The organism is Streptomyces hokutonensis (assembly GCF_000376565.1).
GTDB classification, from domain to species: Bacteria; Actinomycetota; Actinomycetes; order Streptomycetales; family Streptomycetaceae; genus Streptomyces; species Streptomyces hokutonensis.
This window is the reverse complement of sequence record NZ_BARG01000002.1, coordinates 1-20499: the sequence shown is the minus strand read 5'-3', so window position 1 is coordinate 20499 and position 20499 is coordinate 1. Positions and strand designations below refer to the sequence as shown.

Sequence of the window (20499 nt, the reverse complement as noted above, 5' to 3'; positions counted from 1 at the left end):
GGATGGGGTGGACCAGGGGTTACGGCTGCGATTACCTGTATTCAGTAACGGTCACGGAGCGGCGAATCACAGGCCAACGATCAGCCCGTCAGTCCTGATCGCCCCGGCCCCCGTTGTCCGCCTCCTGCGCCCGCAGCGCCCGCGCCAGATCGTCCCGCGCCTCCAGCACCAGCCGCCGCAGGGCGGGCGCCGCGTCCTCGTGGGAGGTCAGCCACGCGTCCGTCGCGGCCAGCGTCGCCGGGCCGTCCTCGGCGGTCGGGAACGCCGGGAACAGACCCTTCACCACATCCATCGCGATCTGGATCGACCGCTCCTCCCACACCCGCTCGATCGCCGCGAAGTACTTCTCCGCGTACGGCGCCAGCAGCTCCCGCTGCGACGGCTGCACGAAGCCGGCGATGGTCGCCTCGACGAACGCGTTGGACAGCGCGTCCGACTCCACGACCTGCGCCCACGCCTGCGCCTTGACCGCCGCCGAGGGGCGGGCGGCGAGAGTGCGCACCTGGTGGCGCTTGCCGGACGCGGTGTCGTCCCGGGCCAGCTCGGCGGCCACCACGGACTCGTCGGCGACGCCGTGCGCGGTCAGCGGCTCCAGGAACGCCCAGCGCAGCTCCTGGTCCACCACCAGACCGTCGATCTTCTCCGTACCGTCCAACAGGCCCCGCAGCAACGCCAGTTCCTCCGGCGCCGACGCCACCGACGCGTAGAACCGCGCCCAGGCAAGCTGCTGCTCGCTGCCGGCCTCGGCATCCCGCAGATCCCGCTCCGCGATGTGCGCCAGCAGCTTCGCGCCGGTCTCCCGCCACCACGGCGGCGAGTAGTTGACCAGCGCCGAGTTCGCCCACGCGTGCAGCATCTGCAGCACACCGATGTCGGTCTCCCGGCGCCCGAACTGCATCACCAGGTCGATGAAGTCCGGCGCGAGCAGCAACGCGTCCCGCGTCATGTTCCACAGCGCGGACCAGCACAGGGCCCGCGCCATCGGGTCGGTCAGCGCCCCGAGCCGGTCCCGCAGGGTCGCCAACGACACCGCGTCGAAACGGGTCTTGGCGTAGGTCAGGTCCTCGTCGTTGACGAGCACCAGCTCCGGCGCGTCCGCACCCGCCAGTTCGACTACGACCGTCCGCGGGCCGTCGACATCGACCTCGGCACGCTCGTACCGCACGAGGCGCTTGTTCTCCGTCCGGTAGAGGCCCACGACCACCCGGTGCGGGCGCAGCGAGGGGTGCGACTCGGCCGCCTCCTGAAGCACCGTCAACTCGGCGATCCGGCCGCCCTCCACGTCCAACACCACTTGCGGAGTGAGGGAGTTGACCCCGGCCGTCTGCAGCCACGACCGCGACCAGGACGCCATGTCCCGGCCGCTCGTCTCCTCGAGCACCGACAGCAGATCACCGAGGCGCGTATTGCCGTACGCGTTCCGCTTGAAGTAGCGGCGCGCGCCCTCCAGGAACGCGTCCTGGCCGACGTACGCCACCAACTGCTTCAGTACGGAAGCCCCCTTGGCGTACGTGATGCCGTCGAAGTTGAGCTTCGCGTCCTGGAGGTCGCGGATGTCGGCGGTGATCGGGTGCGTGGAGGGGAGCTGGTCCGCGCGGTACGCCCACGCCTTGCGGCGGTTGGCGAAGCTGATCCACGCGTCGGTGAAGCGGGTCGCGCCGACGCTCGCGAACACCCCCATGAAGTCCGCGAACGACTCCTTCAGCCACAGGTCGTCCCACCACTCCATGGTGACCAGGTCGCCGAACCACATGTGCGCCATCTCGTGCAGAATGACGTTGGCCCGGCTCTCGTACGACGCCCGCGTCACCTTCCCCCGGAAGATGAACTCCTCGCGGAACGTGACCAGTCCGGGATTCTCCATCGCGCCGAGGTTGTACTCGGGCACGAACGCCTGGTCGTACTTCCCGAACGGATACGGGTAGTCGAAGTGGTCGTGGAAGAAGTCCAGCCCCTGCTTCGTCACCAGGAACACGTCGTCGGAGTCGAAGTACGGCGCCAGACCCTTGCGGCACATCGCGCCGAGCGGGATCTCCAGCGTCGTACCGTCGGCGAAGGTACGGGAGTAGGAGTCCGTGACGTAGTGGTACGGGCCCGCCAGGAACGCCGTGATGTACGTCGAGATCGGCTTCGTCTCCGCGAACTTCCATACGCCGTCGGCCAGTTCGCCCGCGCCGTTGCTCCACACCGTCCAGCCCTCCGGCGCCCGCACCTCGAAGCGGAACGGCGCCTTGAGGTCCGGCTGCTCGAAGTTGGCGAAGACCCGGCGCGAGTCGGCCGGCTCGTACTGGGTGTAGAGATAGATCTCGCCGTCCTCGGGGTCGACGAAGCGGTGCATGCCCTCGCCGGTACGGGAGTACGCGCACTGCGCGTCGACGATCAGCTCGTTCTCCGCGGCCAGGTCCTCCAGCTGGATCCGGGAACCGTCGAAGACCTCGCCCGGATCGAGGTCCTTGCCGTTGAGCGACAGCGCCGTCACGCCCGGCGCGATCAGGTCCGCGAAACTCGTCGCACCCGGCTCGGCGCAGCGGAAGCGGAGCGTGGTGACGGAGCGGAACGTACGAGGGCCTTCGCCCGCGTCGTCCCCCACGGCCGAGCGCAGGTCGAGGGACACGTCGTACCCGTCGACGGACAGCAGTGCGGCCCGCTCCCGGGCCTCGTCGCGGGACAGATTCTCACCGGGCACGGGGGCACTCCCTCGGATGGTCATCGCTGTTGGTCATCGCTGTGTGGTCAGGGCCGATCCTGCCATGCGCCCCTGACCGCGGGCACCCGGGAATGAGGTGGCGAGGGGCGGTGTTGCCGTGGGGAAACGGCCGTATTCCGAGGAGCGTCATGTCTGAGACCGCCAAGACCCCCGTGGACTTCTGGTTCGACCCGCTGTGCCCCTGGGCCTGGATGACGTCCCGGTGGGTGCTCGAAGTCGAGAAGGTCCGCGACATCGAGGTCCGCTGGCACATCATGAGCCTCGCGGTGCTGAACGAGCCCAAGCTCGACGAGCTGCCCGAGGAGTACCGCGAGCTGCTCGCCACCAAGGCATGGAAACCGATCAAGGTGGTCACCGCCGTCTGGCAGAAGCACGGCTCGGACGTCCTCGGCCCCTTCTACACCGCGCTCGGCACCCGCATCCACAACAACGGCGAGGGCCCCACCGTCGAGGCCATAGCCGGCGCGCTCGCGGACGTCGGCCTGCCCGCCGACCTGATCGACTACGCCGACCAGGAGGACTTCGAGTTCGACGCCGAACTGCGCGCCTCCCACAAGGAGGGCATCGACAAGGTCGGCCAGGACGTCGGCACCCCCGTCATCGCCGTCCCCGGCCCCGACGGCGAGCAGATCGCCTTCTTCGGCCCGGTCGTCACCCCCGCCCCCAAGGGCGAGGAGGCAGCGCGCCTGTGGGACGGCACCGTCGCGGTCGCCTCCGTCCCCGGGTTCTACGAGATCAAGCGCTCGCGCACCAAGGGGCCGGACTTCAGCAACCTCTAGGTCACTCCTCCGGCTTGGGGAAGTAGCCGCCGTCCTGCCAGTTGAGGTGCCGTTGGAAGCGCCGGCAACCAGGGACGGCGCAGCGTATGTACGCCTCGGGGGCGAAGTCCTTCTTCTGCTCGCGGACGAACGCCTTCTCCTTGTCGTCAAGGTCTCGGAACTCCCGCAGCGGGCCCCGGCACCCGGGGCACCACTTGTGCACCATGTCCAACCTCCACGCGAGACGGCCCCGGCCACCCGGCGCCCCGGCCCTGCGAGCGTAAGCGCCCGCGGGCCCGGGGCGCAGCCCGAACCGGGCCCGGCCGGCCCAGGGCAGGAGGGGCCGGGTCAGGAGGGGCCGGGTCAGGCGCGGGCCCGCTGCCGCGCCTCGGCCAGCTGTGCCAGATGCTCCGCGAACCCCTTCGTGTAGTACGCCGCCCGCCCCGCGTCCGGCTCGACCACCTCCGTCGGCCGCGTCCAGACCGCCGCGTCCAGCGGAACCCCGTACCGCTCCGCCGCCGCGAGCACCGCGCCCCGCGCCCCCACCTCGCCCTCGACCACGCGCAGCGGCCGGCCCAGGACATCGGCGAGGAGCCGCATCCAGGCGGGGCTGCGGGTACCGCCGCCGCACACCGCGAGGGAACCCGTCAGACCCGCCGCCTCCAGACAGTGCCGGGCCGCGTACCCGATGCCCTCGCAGGTCGCCCGGATCAGATCGGCGGGCGTCGACTCCAGGGAGACACCGGTCAGTTCCGCGCGGAGACGGGGCTCGACGAAAGGGGCGCGCTCACCGGACGGCGCGAAGTACGGCAGCACCCGTACGCCGTTCGCTCCGGGCGGGGTCGCGGTCAGTAGGGCGTCCACCTCGTCGTGTTGGACGCCCGTTGTCGACAGCACCCAGTCCAGGGCGGCTGTCCCGACCATCGCCGGCATCGCGCGCAGCCAGTGCCCCGGGCGGTCCAGGGAGATGTACAGGCCGGCCGGCTCGCCGGAGAGGTCGAGGTCGGTGGTCGCGACCAGGCTGGCGAGGCAGGTGCCGACGATGAGGAGGCCGTCCCCGGGTTCCGTCACGCCCGCGCCGAGCGCGCAGGCGGGGAGATCGTAGGGGCCGTTCGCGATGCGGGTGCCTGCCGGTAGTCCTTCGCCGCGGGTTACCGCCGTTGCGATCGGGTCGCTGACCGGGGCCAGCAGGCGCCGGCGGCGGGTCAGGCCGAGGAGTTCTACGACACCGTTGTCGTACGAGCGGGTCTTTGGGTCGAGGAATGGCATGGACGCGTCCGAGACGTCGGTGCCCGGCGGTGCCCCTGTGAGGCGGTGGAAGACCATGTCCTTGCAGAACAGGGCGTGTGCTGCGGTGTCCAGAGCTTTCGGCTCGTGTGCTTCGAACCAGGCCAGCACCGGGCCCGGACATCCCGGGAACATCGCGCTGCCGGTTCGGCGGAACACCGTCTCGAAGGTTCCGTCCGCCAGCCACTGGTCGAGGAGTTCGTGTGCCCGGCCGTCCATCCAGGACACGGCCGGGTGCACGGGGCGGCCTGTTTTGTCGACCAGCCAGACGCCGTCGCCCTGGGCGGTCAGGCCGGCCAGTTCGATCGGGTCGGGTGTGGCTGCGGTGAGTTCGTCCAGTACGGCGACCACGGCGGAGTACACCTCGTCCATGTCCTGCTCGACGAACCCGCCGTGCATCGACAGCTCCACCGGGCGGGAGGCTACGGCGATTTGACGGCCGGTGCTGTCGAAGGCGGCTGCTTTCACGGTGGAGGTGCCGACATCGATTCCGACATACATAGGTGACCCCCTGCTGAGTAGTGATGCTCAAGTCGGGCTGTGTTGAGAAGGCGCCGTGCGCGCGCACCTCTTTTGGTTCGGTCGCCTTCGGGGCGCCTCAAGCCGGTGTCGAGAGGCCCACCGTGCTCGGCGCTGCGCGCCTCCGCGCGCTGGGCCTCTCGACACCGGCGCGCCCCTACGGCTCCCTCTCGGCCGGTGGCGTGGGGACAGGCCAACTTGGTGGGCCCTCAACGGAGTTGGTGTGCGAGAGAAGCCCCTCGTGCCCAGCGGCCGACCTCTTCTGCCGCTATTCGCGCCGCCTTTTCGGCTACGGCTCGGGAGGCACCGCCCAGGTGTGGAGTCATTACGACCCGGTCGGCCAGGCCGAACAGGCGTGACGCGGTGGGCAGTGGCTCGTGGGTGTAGGTGTCCAGGGCTGCTGCCGACAGCCGGCCGCTCTCCAGGGCCTCGCACAGTGCCTCCTCGTCCAGGAGGGGGCCCCGCGCGACGTTGACCACGACCGCGCCGGGGCGCAGCAGTGCCAGCTCGCGGGCGCCGATCAGGCCGCGGGTCTCGGGGGTCAGGCGGGCGTGCAGGGTGATGACCTGGGAGCGGCGCAGGAGTTCGTCCAGCGTCGCGACGCGCAGTCCGTGGATCTCGCCGTGCACATAAGGGTCGTACACCATCACACGGGCGCCGAAGGCGCAGAGGGCGCGGGCGACGCGGCTGCCGACGGCGCCGTATCCGACGAGGCCGACCGGCAGATCCTCCAGCTCCAACCCGCTGTGCTCGTAGGTGTAGTAGGTGGCTCCCTGTTCCCAACTCCCTTGCCCGGCAAGGAGTTCGTGCGCCTGGGGGATGCGGCGGAGTGCGGCCAGCATCATGCCCACGGTGAACTCGGCGGTCGCGGCGGCGTTGCGGCCGGGTGCGAAGCACACCCGTACGTCGTGGGTCTTCGCCGCGTCCAGGTTGACGTTGACCGGTCCGCCCCGGCACACCACGACCAGTTGGAGATCGGGGCAGGTTGAGAGTACGCGTTCGGTGACCGGCCCCATTTGGGTGACCAGCACCTGTGCGCCGCCATTGCTGCGCAGGGCCTCGATCAGCTCGTCCTCGGCGTCGCTCGCCTCCTCGACCTCGGCGACCTGGCCGAAGGGTTCCAGGGGCCAGCCGAGCTTCAACTCGCTTACAGAAAAAGGGTGTTCGCGCAGTTCCTCGGCGATCGCGGAAGTGATCAGCGACGGCAGGACGAAATGGTCACCGGCGGCGACGACACGCAGGGTCTCGGTCATCGTGGGGCTCCCTCCCTCTTTGCCACGATGAACGGGGAATGCCGAATGCGTAACCCCTGTGGGAGGTCCGGATGATGTTCGAGGGTGACGGCGGGGCGTGGCTCGGGATCGACCTGGGGACGCAGAGCGTCCGCGCGCTGCTGGTCACCGGCGACGGGCGGGTCCTCGGCGCCGGCACCGCTCCGCTGGCCGGACGTCGGGACGGGGTGCGGCACGAGCAGGATCCGGGGGAGTGGTGGGAGGCCGTGTGTGCCGCGTCCAGGGCCGCCCTGGCGGGGCAGGAGGCGGCAGGCGTACGGCTCGGTGGGCTCGCGGTGTGCGGTACCTCCGGGACCGTGCTGCTGACGGACGGCGACGGGCGCCCGCTGACGCCCGGGGTGATGTACGACGACGGGCGCGCGGTGGCGGAGGCGGCGCGGGTCGGAATGCAGACGAGTTGGGCGCTGCCGAAGGTGTTGTGGCTGTTGGAGGTGTACGGGAGGGGGCTGGTCACCCATCAGCCTGATGTCATCACCGCTCGGTTGACGGGCGGCGGGACGGTTCCGACCGACTCCAGTCATGCCCTCAAGACGGGCTATGACGTGGAGGGCGAGGACTGGCCGTCTCGACTGGCCTATTTGGGCGACGTGTTGCCGGAGGTCGTACGGCCGGGTACGCGTCTGGGAGGCGTCTGCCGGGCCGCCGCCGAAGCGACGGGCATTCCCGTCGGTACGCCGGTCGTCGCCGGGATGACGGACGGCTGCGCGGCCCAGATCGCCTCGGGGGCGTTGTACGAGGGCTCCTGGAACTCGGTGCTCGGCACCACGCTGGTCCTCAAGGGGGCGTCCGCGAGGCCCGTCCGGGACACCGCCGGGGTGGTCTACAACCACCGTGCGCCGGACGGGAGTTGGCTGCCGGGCGGGGCGTCGAGCGTGGGGGCGGGCGCGTTGCCGACGGGGGCGGGGGCGGGGGTGGATCCGGTGGAGATGGACAGACTGGCGGCCGCGTACGAACCGTCGGGCGTCGTCACATATCCGTTGGCCTCGCCCGGCGAACGGTTCCCCTTTCTCGCCCCGGACGCCACCGCCTTCGTCCTTGGCACCCCGGCCTCCGAGGCGGACGGCTGGGCGGCGGTGCTCCAGGGCGTGGCGTTCACCGAGCGGCTGTGCCTCGACTATCTGCACCATCTCGGCGCCCCGATAGGCGGGCCGCTCACCTTCACGGGCGGCGCGGCCCGCAGCGCGTACTGGAACCAGCTCCGCGCCGACATCCTCGGCCGCCCGGCCCGGGTGCCGGAACAGGTCGAACCGGCCCTGGGGATGGCGGTGTTGGCGGCGCACGGTGGAACGGGCCTCAGCCTGACGGATACGGCCGACCGTATGGTCCGCATCCGTACGGTCCTCGAACCCCGTCCGTCTCGTACGGCCCGCTTCGTCGAGCCGTACGCTCGGCTGGTGGACGAACTGGAGAACCGGGGCTGGCTGCCGACCCCGATCGCGACCCACACCCGCTCCCGCCTGAACCAGGAAACCCCCGACTCATGAGCGCCACCCTCCTGTTGGCCCGCCACGGCCAGACCGTCTGGCACGCCGAGAACCGTTACGCCGGCATCAGTGACGTTGCCCTGACGGAGGCGGGGGTCGCTCAGGCCGAAGACCTCGGCCGGTGGGCCGCGGCGCATCCGGTCGACGCGATCTGGACGTCCCCGCTGTCCCGGGCTGTGCTGACGGCGGCGCCCGCCGCCCGCGCCCTGCACCTCACCCCCCACACCGAACCCGGCCTGCGCGAATGCGACTTCGGGGTGGTGGAGGGCCGTACGCTCGCGGAGTTCGCGGCGGAGGATCCCGGTGCGGCGGAGGCCTTCCGGGCCGATCCGGCGGCGTGTCCGTTCCCGGGGGCCGAGGATCCGACGGCCGCGGCGACGCGCGGGCTGGCCGCGCTGCGGCGCATCGCCGCCGCGCACTCCGGGGGGCGGGTGCTGGTCGTCGCCCACAACACCCTGCTGCGGCTGGTGCTGTGCCGGGCGCTGTCGATTCCGCTGGGTGACTACCGGCGGGTGTTCCCGCGGCTGCGGAACGCGGCGGTGAGTGAACTTCGGGTGGGGGATGGGGAGTTCGCTCTGTTGTCGCTCAATGTGCCGTGTAGCGCGGCAGATTGAGGACGGCGGCCCCCGCGAGTCACGTCCTCGCGGGGGCCGCCTTCTCATCCGCCTGCCCGCGTGAAAGGTGAGAAGACGATCACGAGGCAGGACGTTCTCAGACAGACAGGATCGTCTGGCGGGACCTCGCCGCCTCGTAACGCCTCGCCACGTCCTGCCAGTTGACGACCGCCCACATGGCGTCGATGAAGTCGACCTTCTGGTTCTTGTACTGGAGGTAGAAGGCGTGCTCCCAGGCGTCGAAGACGAGGAGCGGGGTGGAGCCCTGGCCGACGTTGCCCTGGTGGTCGTAGACCTGCTCGACGATGAGGCGGCCGCTGAGCGGTTCGTGGGCGAGTACGCCCCAGCCCGAACCCTGCGTGGTGGCTGCGGCCTTGGTCAGCTGGGCCTTGAAGCCGGCGAAGGAGCCGAAGGACTCGGTGATGGCGTCCGCGAGGCCGCCGACCCCGTCCGCGGCCAGGGGTTCACCGCCGCCGTCGCCGGTCATGTTCTGCCAGTAGATGCTGTGCAGGATGTGGCCGGAGAGGTGGAACGCGAGGCTCTTCTCCAGGCCGTTGACCGAGCCCCACTGCTCTTTGTCGCGTGCCTCCGCCAGCTGCTCCAGCGTGTCGTTGGCTCCCTTGACGTAGGCCGCGTGGTGCTTGTCGTGGTGCAGCTCGATGATCTCGGGGCTGATCACGGGGGCGAGCGCGGAGTAGTCGTAGGGCAGGTCGGGCAGCGTGTAGACGGGCATGACGGATCGATCCCCTCCGGACCTCTGGGACTCTTATTGCAACCTACTTGCAAGTGCAGGTTAGCAACAAGAAGCCCCCGCGGGTGGACCGCGGGGGCGTTTCGGGGGCGGGATCGGATCCGGCTCGGGTTCGGGTGTGTGGTTATTCGGCCACCGACGTGTAGTGCGACGCGTCGCCCTCGATCGAGTAGCTCTCCTTGCCCTCGATGCCGACCGGGACGTCACCGGCGACGGTCACGCGGTTGAGGCGGCGGGGCTGGTCGTCGTAGTTGTCGATGGCGTAGTGCTGGGTGATGCGGTTGTCGAACAGGACGAGCTGGTTCGGGGACCAGCGGTGGCGGAGGATGTTCTCGGGGCGGGTGACGTATGCCTGGAGGAGGTCGAGGATCTTGCGGGATTCATCCTTCGACAGGCCTACGACGCGTTGCGCGAAACCGCCTATGAACAGGCCGCGTTCGCCGGTCAGCGGGTGCACGCGGACCACCGGGTGGACCGTGCGGAACTTGATCGACGTGAACTGGGCGCGCTGGGCGGCCTTTTCGTCGTCGATCTCCTCGTCCGGTACGGCGTAGTCGTAGTCGTTGGTGTGCTCCGCCCACAGGGTGTCGGCCAGGGCGCGGAGGGGTTCGGGCAGGTCGCGGTAGGCGGCGGCGGAGCTGGCGATCAGGGTCTCGCCGCCGTACGGCGGGACCGTGATGGAGCGCAGGGTGCTGGCCTGGGGCGGGTTGAGGACGAAGGTGACGTCCGTGTGCCAGTGGTTGGCCCGGCCGCGCTCGCTGTCGACGGGCAGCACGTTCGGGGCGCCGTCGACAGCGGGGACGGTGGGGTGCGCGGTGGTCAGGTCGCCGAAGTGGCGGGCGAAGGCCTCCTGGCCCTCGTCGTCGAGGTGGACGTCGTCGAAGACCAGGGCCTTGTGGATGTTGAGGGCCTCGCGGATCGCCGTGACTTGTTCGGAGTCGAGCGGCTTGTTGATGTCGACGCCGGAGACGCGGGCGCCGATGTGCGCGGTGACCTTCTGGATCTCGATGGACATGGTGAAGTCCCTTCAGGCGTAGGCGGGTTGGGTGTACTGGTTGGCGGGGCGGGGGAGGCCGTAGCGCTCCCGGAGGGTGGTGCGGGGGCCGTACTCGGTGCGGAGCAGGCTGCGGGAGCGGAGGAGCGGGACGACGTGGTCGACGAAGGCGTCGAGGCCGGAGGGCAGGACCGCCGGCATGATGTTGAAGCCGTCGGCGGCGCCCTGGGTGAACCAGGTCTCGATCGCGTCGGCGACCTGTTCGGGTGTGCCCGCGAAGGTGAGGTGCCCACGTCCGCCGCCGAGCCGGCCGATCAGCTGCCGTACGGTCAGCCGGTCGCGGCGGGCGAGTTCGACGACGAGGGTGTAACGGCTCTTCGCGCCCTCGATGGCGTCCTCGGGCGGCAGGTCGGCGGGGAGCTGGGCGTCCAGCTCCAGGGTGCCGGGCGGTAGTTGAAGCAGGTGTTCCAGGCGGTCCACGCCGTGCGTGTACACGATGTGGTCCTCGAGCAATCGCTCGTTCTCCCGTGCCTCGGCCTCCGTCGAGCCGAGTACCGGGACGATGCCGGGCAGCACCTTGATGTGCTCGGGGTCCCGACCGGCCGCCGCCGTACGGGACTTGAGGTCCGTGTAGAACGCCTGCGCGTCGGCCAGGGTCTGCTGCGCGGTGAACACCGCCTCCGCGTAGCGGGCCGCGAACGTCTTGCCGTCCTCGCTCGAACCCGCCTGCACGAGCAGGGGGTAACCCTGGGGCGAGCGGGGGACGTTGAGCGCTCCCTCGACACTGAAGTACGTCCCCTGGTGGCGCGGGGGATGGATCTTCGCGTCGTCGCCCCACACTCCGGCCGCCTTGTCGGCGACGATCGCGTCGTCCTCCCAGCTGTCCCAGAGCTTCAGCGCCACATCGAGGAACTCCGCGGCGCGTGCGTAGCGTTCGGCGTGCGCGGGCTCGTGCTCGAGCCCGAAGTTGCGGGCTGCTTCGGCACCGGCGGTGGTGACGATGTTCCAGCCGGCCCTGCCGCCGCTGATGATGTCGAGCGAGGCGAACTTGCGGGCCAGGTTGTAGGGCGAGTTGTAGGAGGTCGAGGCGGTGGCGATCAGACCTATGTGCTCGGTCGCCGTCGCGAGTGCGGTGAGGAGGGTGAGGGGTTCCAGGGCGCCTGCCGGGCGTTGGGCCAGGTTGCTCCACAACTGCGGTCCGTCGGCGAGGAAGAGCGAGTCGAAGGTGCCGCGCTCGGCGATCCGGGCGAGGTGGATGTAGTGGTCCAGCTCCACGTGGGCGTAGGGGTTGCTCTCGGGGAGGCGCCAGGAGGCCTCGTGGTGACCGGTGTTCATGAGGAAGGCGTTGAGGTGGAGACGGCGGGGCATGCCAGGTCCTTTGGGTGAGTGTTCCGGTGCCTTTCAATGCGGGCGGCACAAACCAGCCCGTCCGGCGTTTGAGAACGAGGCCCCTTCAGGGCCGATGGGGGTCTGGGGGCGCAGCCCCCGGGCGGCACGAGCAGCGCACGGTCACTGCGAAGCGCACGGTCACTACGCAGCCGACGGAGTCACCGCGCAGCCGACCGTCACCGCGAGTCCGACGTCACACCGAGCGCCGCCAACAACCGCTCCCGGTACTCCGCCCGCGGCACCTCGGGGTCGATCGCCAGGTCCAACCCGATCCGCCCCTCCTCCAGCACCAGCACCCGGTCCGCGAGCACGATCGCCTCGTCCACGTCATGCGTGACCAGCAACACCGAGGGCCGGTGCCGCTCCCACAGCTCGCGCAGCAGCACGTGCATCCGGATCCGGGTCAGGGCATCCAGCGCGCCGAACGGCTCGTCGGCCAGCAGGAGTTCGGGCTCACGCACCAACGACCGGGCGAGTGCCGCCCGCTGCGCCTCACCGCCGGACAACTCGTTGGGCCAGGCCCGCTCGCGGCCGGCGAGGCCCACCTCGGCGAGGGCCTCGCGGCCCTTCGCGGCGGCCTCCTTGCCGTCCGTTCCCAGCAGCACGTTGTCGAGGACCCGCCGCCAGGGCAGCAGCCGGGAGTCCTGGAAGACCACCGACACCCGTTCGGGGGCGGTGAGTTGACCGCTCCCGACCACCTCGTGGTCGAGGCCCGCGATGGCCCGCAGCAATGTGCTCTTGCCGGAGCCGCTGTGCCCGAGCAGCGCGGTGAACTGTCCGGCGGGCAGGTCGAGGTCGATGTCGTCGAGGACCGTACGGCCGTCGAACGACCGTGTCAGGCCCCGGAGTCGGACGGCGGGCGCGGTGGTCAGCTGCTGAGTGTGCGGCGCCATGACAGCACCCTCCGTTCGACGAGACGGACCGCGCTGTCGGAGACCAGGCCGAACACGCCGTAGATCAGCAGGCCGACGAGGATGACGTCGGACTGGCCGTAGTTCTGGGCCTGGAACATCATGTAGCCGAGGCCGCTGGTGGCGTTGATCTGCTCCAGGACCACCAGGCTCAGCCAGGAGCCGGTGACTCCGAGGCGCAGGCCGACGAAGAAGCCGGGCAGGGCGCCGGGGATGACGATCTGGCGGATGAACTGGAGCCTCGACAGGCCCTGGACCTCGGCGAGTTCGACATAGCGGTGGTCGATGCCGGACAGCGCGGCGTGCAGGTTGAGGTAGATCGGGATGTAGACGACGATCGCGATGATGGCGATCTTGAAGGTCTCGCCGATGCCCAGCCAGAGGATGAACAGCGGGATGAGGCCGAGGGTGGGGATGGCCCGGTTGAGCTGCACGGTCCCGTCGATCAGGGCCTCGCCGACCCGGCTGAGTCCGGCGGCCAGGGCGAGGACGACTCCGGCGGTGAGGCCGAGGGCGAAGCCGTAGGCGGCGCGTTCCAGGGAGGTCAGCACGTCGGTGGGCAGCGTGCCGGACGTCCACAGCCGGCCGGCTGTCCGCAGTACCGTCCAGGGCGCCGGGATCGCGGCCGGGTCCAGCTGCCCGGCGGCGGAGGCGACGGCCCACAGGGCGAAGAAGAGCGCGGGGCCGATGATCCGGGAGGCGGGGAGGCGTTTGCCGGGGGAGAGGCCGCGGCGCCGCCCGCGCCGCCGTACAGCAGCCGTCTTCTCTTCGACAGCCGTCACCGGCACGGTCGTTGTCGTGGTCGTCATGGCCGTCACTTCCGGTACTCCGCCGGGACGGCCTTCGCCGCGATGGACTCGAAGCGCCGGTCGAAGAGCGAGTCCACCTTGAACTCCTTCACGAAGCCGCCCTCCGCCAGCAGATCGGCGGTCTCCTGCTCCCACTTGACGGCCTCGTCCCAACTCGGCGGGAACAAGGGCTTGTTGGCGAGCGCGGTGACCGACTTGGCCTGGGCGAGGGTCAGGTTCTGCGTCTTGACGTAGAACTCCTCGTTCCAGGTGTCCGGGTTCTCGTACTGCCAGACCTGGCCCTGCGCCCACTGCGGGATGTACGCGGCGATCGCGGCGGCCTTCGCGGAGTCGGCCAGCACGGAGGCCGGCGCCCACAGCAGGTTGAGCAGGTCCACGACGTCGGTGGTGATGGCGTGGGCGCCCTTCGCCTCGTACTGCTTGAGGTACGCCGGTGCCTGGCTGTTGGCGAGCGGGGCGATGTCGACCTGGCCCGACTGGAGGGCCGTGAGGAACTGGTTGCTGGTCAGCGGGACGAGCTTCACCTCGTCGTACTTCAGGCCCGCTTCCTTCAACGCCCGCAGCAGTACGACGCCTTGGGCCTGGCCCTGGGAGAACGCGAGCTTCTTGCCCTTGAAGTCGGCGACCGTGCGGATGTCGCTGCCGGGCTTGGTGGCGAAGAGATAGTTGGGCTTGCGCGTGATGTTGATCGCGACGATCTTCGCGTCGAAGCCCTGGTAGTGCGCCTGGATCGGCGGGATGCCCGCGTTGTTGGCGAGGTCCAGGGACTTGGCGCGGAACGCGTTGATGACATCGGGACCGGCCCCGATGTTCACCCAACTCGACACGGTGAACGGCAACTTGGGCAACTTCGCCAGCTTGAACTGGAGTTGCTGGGTGTTGAGGTACGAGGAGATCTTCAGGCTCGTGCCGGACGGCACCTTCTCGGCGAGCGGGGCGGACAGACCTGCCCCCGACTTCGAGGCCGCGGCACTGCTCGTGGCGCAGCCGCTGAGGCCGGCGATGCCCGCGGCGGCACCGAGCACGGAGGTGAGGAAGAGCCGCCGGTCGAGGCCGGGCGCACGGGAATTGGGCATGGGAGTACTCCCTGATCAAAAGTCACGGGAACGCGGGAATGCGCGCGGGATTCACGGCAGGAGAAAGCCGGAGAACGAAATGCGGGCAGGATGAGACCGGCGCCAGGGGCGCGTCAACGGGTCAGCAACAAGAAGTGCGACAACTCATCTGCAGGCTCATGAACAGGATGTTCTCGGTCATGAGCGCCTCCTGTCAACATTCCGAGTTTCTGAATTAAATAGTCGCCTGTGAAACACTCAAAGGATCCCGGAACAGCACGTCCAGCATCACCGAACCACCCGCCACGGCCAGCACGGAATCCGGGAAACTCGTCGGTACGACAGCCGACGCCCGCGCGTCACCGACCTCCTCGCGCAGCGCGCGCAGGCAGTCCTCGCGGTGGATGACGCCGAGTTCGGTGACGACCACCGTCTCCGGGTTGAGGATGTCGAGCAGCAGCCCCGCCGCCCGCCCGGCCATCCGCGCCCGCTGCGTCAACAGCCGTACGGCGACCGGGTCTCCGCGCTCGGCCGCGGCCACGACATGGGTCGGGTTCACCCCGTCGACGATCCCCGCCTCCCGGGCCTTCCGGCACAACGTCCGTTCGCTCAGCTCCACTTGGAGGCAGCCGACCCGGCCGCAGTCGCACGGCTCGGTGCCGCCGCGCAGCGGCAGATGCGCGATCGCACCGGCCTGCGAGCGGGGACCGTGGTGCACCTCGTCGTTGGTGGCGAAGGCCGCGTCGACCACATTGCCGACGAAGAGATGCAGCACGCTGCGGCTGCCCCGGGCCCGCCCGAAGAGGCGCTCGCCGTTCACCAACGCCCTTGCGTGGCCGTCCACATGGACCGGGAGCCCGGTGCGGGTGCCGAGGATCTCGCGCACCGGCACGTCCCGCCAGCCGAGCAGGGGATGGTCGACGATGGTCCCGGAGTCCCGGTCGACCCAGCCGCCGGCGGCCACGCCGACACCGAGCGGAATGGCACCGGACGCGTCCGCGAGCAGCGCGTCCAGCCCTTCGGCGGCCCGCTCCAGCACGCGTGAGGGGTCGGTGGTGTCGTGTCCGATGCGTCGCTCGGCCAGCACCCGGCCCCGCAGATCGAGCAGGGCCACCGTCGTATAGGGCACGGCCACATGGACCCCGCCCACGATGAACCGTGAGTCGTCCAGGTCGACCGGCACATGGGGCCGGCCCACACCTCGCGATCGTTCGGGTGTGGCCGACTCATGGATCAGGCCGAGTCCGGCGAAGTGGGCGCAGTAGTCGGTCACCGAGGCGGGGGACAGCCCGGTCAGCCGGGCGATGGTGGAGCGGGCCACCGGCCCGTGCTCCAGCACGGACCGCAGGATGACACTCGCGTTGGTGCGCCGCCGGTCGCTGTCGGCGGCGCGGGGTACGGGGGAGCGTAGAAGAGGTGCCGCGTTACGGGGCATGGGGATCTTCCTCGGGAACGGGTCCGACAGTGCGCCGTGGGGATGTCGAGGCGCACCGGATCCGCTCCGCCCGCCTCAGGGGCGGTAACAGGTCGCCGCGGCCTGGCGTCGCAGGTCGACATAGCGACGCGACGCGAAGTTCCGGGCCTGGGCAACCATGCGGTCGAAGCTAGCAAAACGGTGCACCGCTGCCCAGACGGTGACCGGTGTGCGAGACGGCACGGGGTCCGCGTGACGGTCATCACGCCCGAGCGTGTGTAACGGGCATCCTTTGTCCGGAGCCCACCAAGTCCGCGCCGAACCCTTTGTCGAGCGCTGACGGTGATCGGCCCGAGGCCCCTGGGATAGCGTCACGGAGTCCCCTGCCGTCCCCCCGTCAACCTGCGGAGTTCCCCTTGAGTACCGCCGTCGCCACCGCCCGCCCCGGACAGGTCCTCGCCGATCTGCTGCCCGCCTCCCGCGTCCGGGACATCACCCTCGTGCTCGGCGGCGCCGCGCTCACCGGCCTCGCCGCCCAGCTCTCCGTGCCCGTGCCGGGCTCCCCGGTCCCGGTCACCGGCCAGACCTTCGCCGCGCTGCTCGTCGGCACCTCCCTCGGCGCCGGCCGCGGCTTCCTCTCGCTCGCGCTGTACGCGCTGCTCGGCCTGGCCGGCGTGCCGTGGTTCGCCGGCGGCACCCACGGCAGCGGCGCCTCCTTCGGCTACATCGTCGGCATGCTGCTCGCCTCCGCCGCCGTCGGCGCCCTGGCCCGCCGCGGCGCCGACCGCTCGGTCCTGCGCATGGCGGGCACGATGATCCTGGGCGAGGCGATCATCTACGCCGTCGGCGTCCCGTACCTCGCGGTCAGCCTCGACCTCTCGACGAGCGCCGCGATCGCCGCCGGCCTCACCCCCTTCCTCCTCGGCGACGCCCTGAAGGCGGCCCTGGCGATGGGCGCGACCCCGACCGCGTGGAAGTTCGTCAACAAGCAGCGGTAGGACCTGTCCGGCGGAGCAGGTCGCAGAAAAGCGACGGTGCCTGATCAGCGCGTGCCACGCCCCGCGTCTGCGGCATGATCCGCCGGACAGGTCCTAGGGACCGTAGTTCCTGCGGAAGAGGTTCGCCGGGTCGTACTCCGACTTCAACGCGGCGAGCCTCTTCCGCGTCTCCGCGTCGTACAGCCCCTCGGTCCGATCCCCGGCCCCGAAGGCGAAGTTGAGCGCCCGGCCGAGCGTCACCGGCGCGAGCAGCGCGAAGGCCGGGTCGAGCCGGGCGCGCGCGGTCGTACGGTCGCCTACCGCCAACAGCCGTACCAGGAAACGCCCTTCGCGGTACGGCACCGAGTTCGGCGCGGACTTCGCGAGGGCCCCGCCCAGATGATTGACCTGGACGACACACATACCGGGTGCGTCAGGCCCGACGAGGGCCAGCACCTCGCCCACCCGTTCGGCATCCAGCTCGCTCAGTACCGCGCTGTCGCCGTAGTACGCGTGCGGCTCGGGCGGATCACTGTGGATCGTGTGGCTCTCGGCGTACGGCATCTCCCGCAACGAGTCGGTGAGCACCGGCCCCAACTCCCGCAGCGGCGCGACGAGTTGATCACCGTCGGGTCCCGTGTACGCGACCCGCACGGAGAGGACGTACCGCCCGCGCAGGTGCGGCGGCAGCGCCGGGACGTCCGGGTACGGTACGGCGGCGAAGGACGAGGTCAGCCCGTCCGGCACGGTCCGCGTCCACTCCTCGTACGCCCGCAGCAGGCCCGCCGGATCCACCTCCCGCCCGTCGAAGGCGAGCGAACCGCCGTAGAGCGTCCGCACCGGGACGAGGTCGATCTCCAACTCCGTGACGACACCGAAGGAATGCCCGGCACCGAGCAGCGCCCAGTACAGCTCGGGCTCCGACTTCCGTGTCACTCGCCGGAGTCGGCCATCGGCGGTGACGACGTCGAGGGAGCGCACATGGTCGGCCGCGTACCCGAACTCCCTTGCCAGGATGCCGAGTCCACCGCTGAGCGTGTACGACACGGCACCCACGCTGGGCGACGACCCGTTCAACGGGGCCAGCCCGTACGGCTCCGCCGCCGCCACTACCTGCGCCCACCGCACGCCCGCCTGGACGCGGACCGTCCGCGCCCCGGGATCGACCCGTACCCCGTCCATCCGCCGCGTGGTGATCAGCACCCCACCCTCCGATCCACCCGGCAGCCCGTGCCCGGTGGCCTGCACCCCGACCGGCAGCCCCGCGCCGGCCGCGTACCGTACGGCGGCGATCACGTCGTCGGCCGAGGCCGCGCCGAAGACCACGGCGGGGCGCTGGGCGAACCCGGTCTGGAAACCGGCGAGTTCGGCGTCGTAGCCGGGGTCCGTGGGGTGGAGGGTGAGAGGCTGCGTGTGCTGGCTCATGCGGTCATGCTGGCTCCATAACCTGACAGGTGCCGTCAGGCTTTCCGAGGGATGCCAACAGGAAGGGCCGGGTGCTCCCGCCGCCCGGCCCTCCCTTGTCCGCGTTCCGCTCAGCCCCGCCGGGCCTGCCGCCTCGGCGGTCGCTGGGACCAGTACAGGCCCGCCGCGCCCGCCGCGATCAGTGCCGCACCGGCCGCGCCCAGCGGCAGTACGTCACTGCCGACGCCGGTCTTGGGCAGGGTGTCGCCGCCCGGCGCCACCGGCTTGTTGTCGGTGCCGAGCAGCAACGGGGTGGCCGGGGCGTTCGGCGACGGGTTCGTCGTACCGAACGGGACCGGGCCCTGCTGCCAGAACGTCTTCTTGCCGTCGGCGGACATCACCGGCAGACAGATCTTCCCGGCCTTGCTCAGGTCGTACGTCGCGTCGACGGCGTACGACTTCGACCTGCCCGCGGCGAGCGTGCCGACGGAGCACTTGAATCCGCTGTTCGAACCGGGCGGTAGATCCTTTGCGGCGATCGCCGAACAACCCTGCACGCCATTGACCTTGAGGCCGTCGAAACCGACGACCAGGAGATTGAGCTCGCCGCTCTCCTTGGTCCCCTCGTTCTTCACCGTGGCGGTGATCGCCGTCTTTTTCGAACTGTTGTCGACAGAAATCCTCTCCGGCAGGAGCGTGGTCAGTTTCACACCCGCCGGTGCCGCGTCCATCGCCTTTCCGCCTTTGCTGCTTCCCGGTCCCTGGTCGTCCGCCGCAGCGGTGAAGGAAAGGATCATCACCGCCGAGAAAGATGCCGTGAGCAGCGATCCTGTGATGGCCGTCGCGATGGCCGTCGCGCGACGAGAACCCATGTTCGTCCCCCTTGTGTTCCCCTGTGTCCCCCTGGGACTGCGCCTGAATTCGCAGTACTTGAAGAGGTACCACAAGATTTCTCCGCACTATGCTGGTACGGCATGAAGTGTGACCATTGTGGGGGTGCAGCGGATTGCCGGGGAATACGGGGAACTTGAGGGACGGCGGAACTCCGGGGCTATTGGTGACCGGGCGTTATCGACTGGTCGAAAGCATCGGCCAGGGGGGAATGGGGCGGGTGTGGCGGGCCGCCGACGAAATGCTCGACCGGCAGATCGCGGTCAAGGAGATGCGCATCGACGGCCTCGACCCGGAGGACACCCGCACCCGCCGCGAACGCACCCTGCGCGAGGCCAGGGCCACGGCGCGGATCGACCATCCCAACGTCGTACGGGTCTACGACGTCGTGGACGAGGGCGAACGCCTGTGGATCGTCATGGAGTTGGTGGCCGGCCGCTCGCTGGAGCGGATCATGGCCGAGGACGGCCCGGTCGGCCCGCGCGAGGCCGCCCGCATCGGACTGGGGCTGGTGGCGGCCCTGCGGCAGGTGCACGCGGGAGGCGTCCTGCACCGGGACATCAAACCCGGCAACGTACTCGTCGAGAGCCGTGCGGGACGCGTCGTGCTCACCGACTTCGGTATCGCCGCGATCCAGGACGCCAAGGCGCTCACCATGGTCGGCATGCTCGTCGGCTCGCCCGACTACATGGCACCCGAGCGGATCTCCGGCCGCCCGCAGGGACCGCCCTCGGACATCTGGTCCCTCGGCGCGACCCTCTGCGCGGCGCTGGCCGGCCGCTCACCGTTCTCCCGCGACACCACCCTGGCCACCCTGCACGCGGTGCTCTACGAGGAGCCCGAACTCCCGCCCGCCGCAGGCCCGTTGCGGGAGGTACTGGCCGCGCTCCTGGAGAAGGAGCCGTCGGTCCGTCCGGGGCTCGAGGAGGTGGAGGAGGCGCTGACCCCGGTCGCGTTTCCGACGGAGGCCGAGAAACTCGGGTCGGTGGAAACGCGGTTGGTGGAGGAGCCCGAGAGGTCGGAGGGACCCGAGGCCTATCAGGAGTCGCCCACTCCGGTCTTCCTGGAACCGTTGGTGATCAGGGCGGCACGAGATCCCCGGGTGCACGATCCGGACCCCGAACCCCAACTCGACCCTCAACCCCACCCCGATCCCGCCCCGCCCGCCGAGGACCCGATACCGACCCAGCGTCCGGCGGTGGCCGGCGTCTCCCTCGCACGCCCCGAGCGCCCGGTACCACCG

At 70.2% G+C, this 20499-nt stretch carries 18 protein-coding genes; 5 read left to right on the top strand and 13 right to left on the bottom strand.

The genetic code is table 11. The features are described 5' to 3' along the window. Positions 1-88: 88 nt before the first annotated feature. Positions 89-2686, bottom strand: a complete 2598-nt coding sequence (gene pepN / locus SSP08S_RS00485; RefSeq protein ID WP_019065603.1) for an aminopeptidase N — start codon at positions 2684-2686, stop codon at positions 89-91. 149 nt (positions 2687-2835) lie between these two features. Here pepN and SSP08S_RS00480 point away from each other — a divergent pair, with 149 nt between their 5' ends. After that, entirely contained in the window at positions 2836-3486 is a 651-nt protein-coding gene (locus SSP08S_RS00480; RefSeq protein ID WP_019065602.1) for a mycothiol-dependent nitroreductase Rv2466c family protein, read from the top strand. A 1-nt stretch (position 3487) separates the two neighbouring features. On the opposite strand, the gene SSP08S_RS00475 is transcribed toward SSP08S_RS00480, so the two are convergent. The 3 genes from SSP08S_RS00475 to SSP08S_RS00465 all read right to left on the bottom strand — a co-directional run bounded on the left by SSP08S_RS00475 (position 3488) and on the right by SSP08S_RS00465 (position 6524). Next, a complete protein-coding gene (locus SSP08S_RS00475; RefSeq protein ID WP_019065601.1) occupies positions 3488-3691 on the bottom strand; it encodes a hypothetical protein in 204 nt (67 codons plus the stop codon). Between the two features lie 137 nt (positions 3692-3828). Continuing rightward, entirely contained in the window at positions 3829-5253 is a 1425-nt protein-coding gene (locus SSP08S_RS00470) for an FGGY-family carbohydrate kinase (RefSeq protein WP_019065600.1), read from the bottom strand. A gap of 227 nt (positions 5254-5480) precedes the next feature. Beyond that, positions 5481-6524: a 2-hydroxyacid dehydrogenase gene (locus SSP08S_RS00465; RefSeq protein ID WP_019065599.1), complete on the bottom strand. Its 1044-nt coding sequence runs from the start codon at positions 6522-6524 to the stop codon at positions 5481-5483. A gap of 71 nt (positions 6525-6595) precedes the next feature. On the opposite strand from SSP08S_RS00465, the gene SSP08S_RS00460 reads away from it, so the two are divergent. Both SSP08S_RS00460 and SSP08S_RS00455 read left to right on the top strand, forming a co-directional pair. After that, on the top strand, positions 6596-8047 hold the full coding sequence (locus tag SSP08S_RS00460; protein ID WP_019065598.1) for an FGGY-family carbohydrate kinase: 1452 nt from the start codon (positions 6596-6598) through the stop codon (positions 8045-8047). After that, on the top strand, positions 8044-8661 hold the full coding sequence (locus tag SSP08S_RS00455) for a histidine phosphatase family protein (protein ID WP_019065597.1): 618 nt from the start codon (positions 8044-8046) through the stop codon (positions 8659-8661). Before SSP08S_RS00460 ends, SSP08S_RS00455 begins: the two co-directional genes overlap by 4 nt. A 97-nt stretch (positions 8662-8758) precedes the next feature. Here the strand turns inward: SSP08S_RS00455 and SSP08S_RS00450 are convergent, their stop codons facing one another. The 7 genes from SSP08S_RS00450 to SSP08S_RS00420 form a co-directional block, all read right to left on the bottom strand. After that, entirely contained in the window at positions 8759-9394 is a 636-nt protein-coding gene (locus SSP08S_RS00450; protein WP_019065596.1) for a superoxide dismutase, read from the bottom strand. Between the two features lie 142 nt (positions 9395-9536). Continuing rightward, positions 9537-10427, bottom strand: coding sequence for a TauD/TfdA dioxygenase family protein (locus tag SSP08S_RS00445; RefSeq protein WP_019065595.1), 891 nt, complete (start codon positions 10425-10427; stop codon positions 9537-9539). A gap of 12 nt (positions 10428-10439) precedes the next feature. Beyond that, on the bottom strand, positions 10440-11774 hold the full coding sequence (locus SSP08S_RS00440; RefSeq protein ID WP_019065594.1) for an LLM class flavin-dependent oxidoreductase: 1335 nt from the start codon (positions 11772-11774) through the stop codon (positions 10440-10442). A 197-nt stretch (positions 11775-11971) separates the two neighbouring features. Further along, positions 11972-12688: an ABC transporter ATP-binding protein gene (locus tag SSP08S_RS00435; RefSeq protein ID WP_019065593.1), complete on the bottom strand. Its 717-nt coding sequence runs from the start codon at positions 12686-12688 to the stop codon at positions 11972-11974. After that, complete coding sequence (locus SSP08S_RS00430) at positions 12664-13515, bottom strand: ABC transporter permease (protein ID WP_043259198.1); 852 nt, start codon at positions 13513-13515, stop codon at positions 12664-12666. The genes SSP08S_RS00435 and SSP08S_RS00430 overlap by 25 nt, the downstream gene beginning before the upstream one ends. 5 nt (positions 13516-13520) lie before the next feature. Beyond that, on the bottom strand, positions 13521-14591 hold the full coding sequence (locus SSP08S_RS00425; protein WP_019065591.1) for an ABC transporter substrate-binding protein: 1071 nt from the start codon (positions 14589-14591) through the stop codon (positions 13521-13523). A 214-nt stretch (positions 14592-14805) separates the two neighbouring features. After that, positions 14806-16005, bottom strand: coding sequence for an ROK family protein (locus SSP08S_RS00420; RefSeq protein WP_019065590.1), 1200 nt, complete (start codon positions 16003-16005; stop codon positions 14806-14808). Positions 16006-16400: 395 nt separating this feature from the next. On the opposite strand from SSP08S_RS00420, the gene SSP08S_RS00415 reads away from it, so the two are divergent. Then, positions 16401-16982, top strand: coding sequence for a biotin transporter BioY (locus SSP08S_RS00415; protein WP_019065589.1), 582 nt, complete (start codon positions 16401-16403; stop codon positions 16980-16982). A 93-nt stretch (positions 16983-17075) separates the two neighbouring features. On the opposite strand, the gene SSP08S_RS00410 is transcribed toward SSP08S_RS00415, so the two are convergent. Both SSP08S_RS00410 and SSP08S_RS00405 read right to left on the bottom strand, forming a co-directional pair. Continuing rightward, positions 17076-18386 (bottom strand): FAD-binding oxidoreductase, encoded by a 1311-nt coding sequence (locus SSP08S_RS00410; RefSeq protein ID WP_019065588.1) that lies wholly within the window; start codon positions 18384-18386, stop codon positions 17076-17078. Between the two features lie 110 nt (positions 18387-18496). Beyond that, a complete protein-coding gene (locus tag SSP08S_RS00405; protein ID WP_026178058.1) occupies positions 18497-19237 on the bottom strand; it encodes an LPXTG cell wall anchor domain-containing protein in 741 nt (246 codons plus the stop codon). Positions 19238-19422: 185 nt separating this feature from the next. On the opposite strand from SSP08S_RS00405, the gene SSP08S_RS00400 reads away from it, so the two are divergent. Continuing rightward, the coding region (locus tag SSP08S_RS00400; RefSeq protein ID WP_500809278.1) for a serine/threonine-protein kinase at positions 19423-20499 on the top strand (1077 nt) is incomplete at its 3' end.

Excerpts from the sequence above, each read along its gene's own strand:
- SSP08S_RS00480 (WP_019065602.1), top strand. The coding sequence starts at position 2,836 with ATGTCTGAGACCGCCAAGACCCCCGTGGACTTCTGGTTCGACCCGCTG.
- SSP08S_RS00475 (WP_019065601.1), bottom strand. The coding sequence starts at position 3,691 with ATGGTGCACAAGTGGTGCCCCGGGTGCCGGGGCCCGCTGCGGGAGTTC.
- SSP08S_RS00470 (WP_019065600.1), bottom strand. The coding sequence starts at position 5,253 with ATGTATGTCGGAATCGATGTCGGCACCTCCACCGTGAAAGCAGCCGCC.
- SSP08S_RS00465 (WP_019065599.1), bottom strand. The coding sequence starts at position 6,524 with ATGACCGAGACCCTGCGTGTCGTCGCCGCCGGTGACCATTTCGTCCTG.
- SSP08S_RS00460 (WP_019065598.1), top strand. The coding sequence starts at position 6,596 with ATGATGTTCGAGGGTGACGGCGGGGCGTGGCTCGGGATCGACCTGGGG.
- SSP08S_RS00455 (WP_019065597.1), top strand. The coding sequence starts at position 8,044 with ATGAGCGCCACCCTCCTGTTGGCCCGCCACGGCCAGACCGTCTGGCAC.
- SSP08S_RS00450 (WP_019065596.1), bottom strand. The coding sequence starts at position 9,394 with ATGCCCGTCTACACGCTGCCCGACCTGCCCTACGACTACTCCGCGCTC.
- SSP08S_RS00445 (WP_019065595.1), bottom strand. The coding sequence starts at position 10,427 with ATGTCCATCGAGATCCAGAAGGTCACCGCGCACATCGGCGCCCGCGTC.
- SSP08S_RS00440 (WP_019065594.1), bottom strand. The coding sequence starts at position 11,774 with ATGCCCCGCCGTCTCCACCTCAACGCCTTCCTCATGAACACCGGTCAC.
- SSP08S_RS00435 (WP_019065593.1), bottom strand. The coding sequence starts at position 12,688 with ATGGCGCCGCACACTCAGCAGCTGACCACCGCGCCCGCCGTCCGACTC.
- SSP08S_RS00430 (WP_043259198.1), bottom strand. The coding sequence starts at position 13,515 with ATGACGACCACGACAACGACCGTGCCGGTGACGGCTGTCGAAGAGAAG.
- SSP08S_RS00425 (WP_019065591.1), bottom strand. The coding sequence starts at position 14,591 with ATGCCCAATTCCCGTGCGCCCGGCCTCGACCGGCGGCTCTTCCTCACC.
- SSP08S_RS00420 (WP_019065590.1), bottom strand. The coding sequence starts at position 16,005 with ATGCCCCGTAACGCGGCACCTCTTCTACGCTCCCCCGTACCCCGCGCC.
- SSP08S_RS00410 (WP_019065588.1), bottom strand. The coding sequence starts at position 18,386 with ATGAGCCAGCACACGCAGCCTCTCACCCTCCACCCCACGGACCCCGGC.
- SSP08S_RS00405 (WP_026178058.1), bottom strand. The coding sequence starts at position 19,237 with ATGGGTTCTCGTCGCGCGACGGCCATCGCGACGGCCATCACAGGATCG.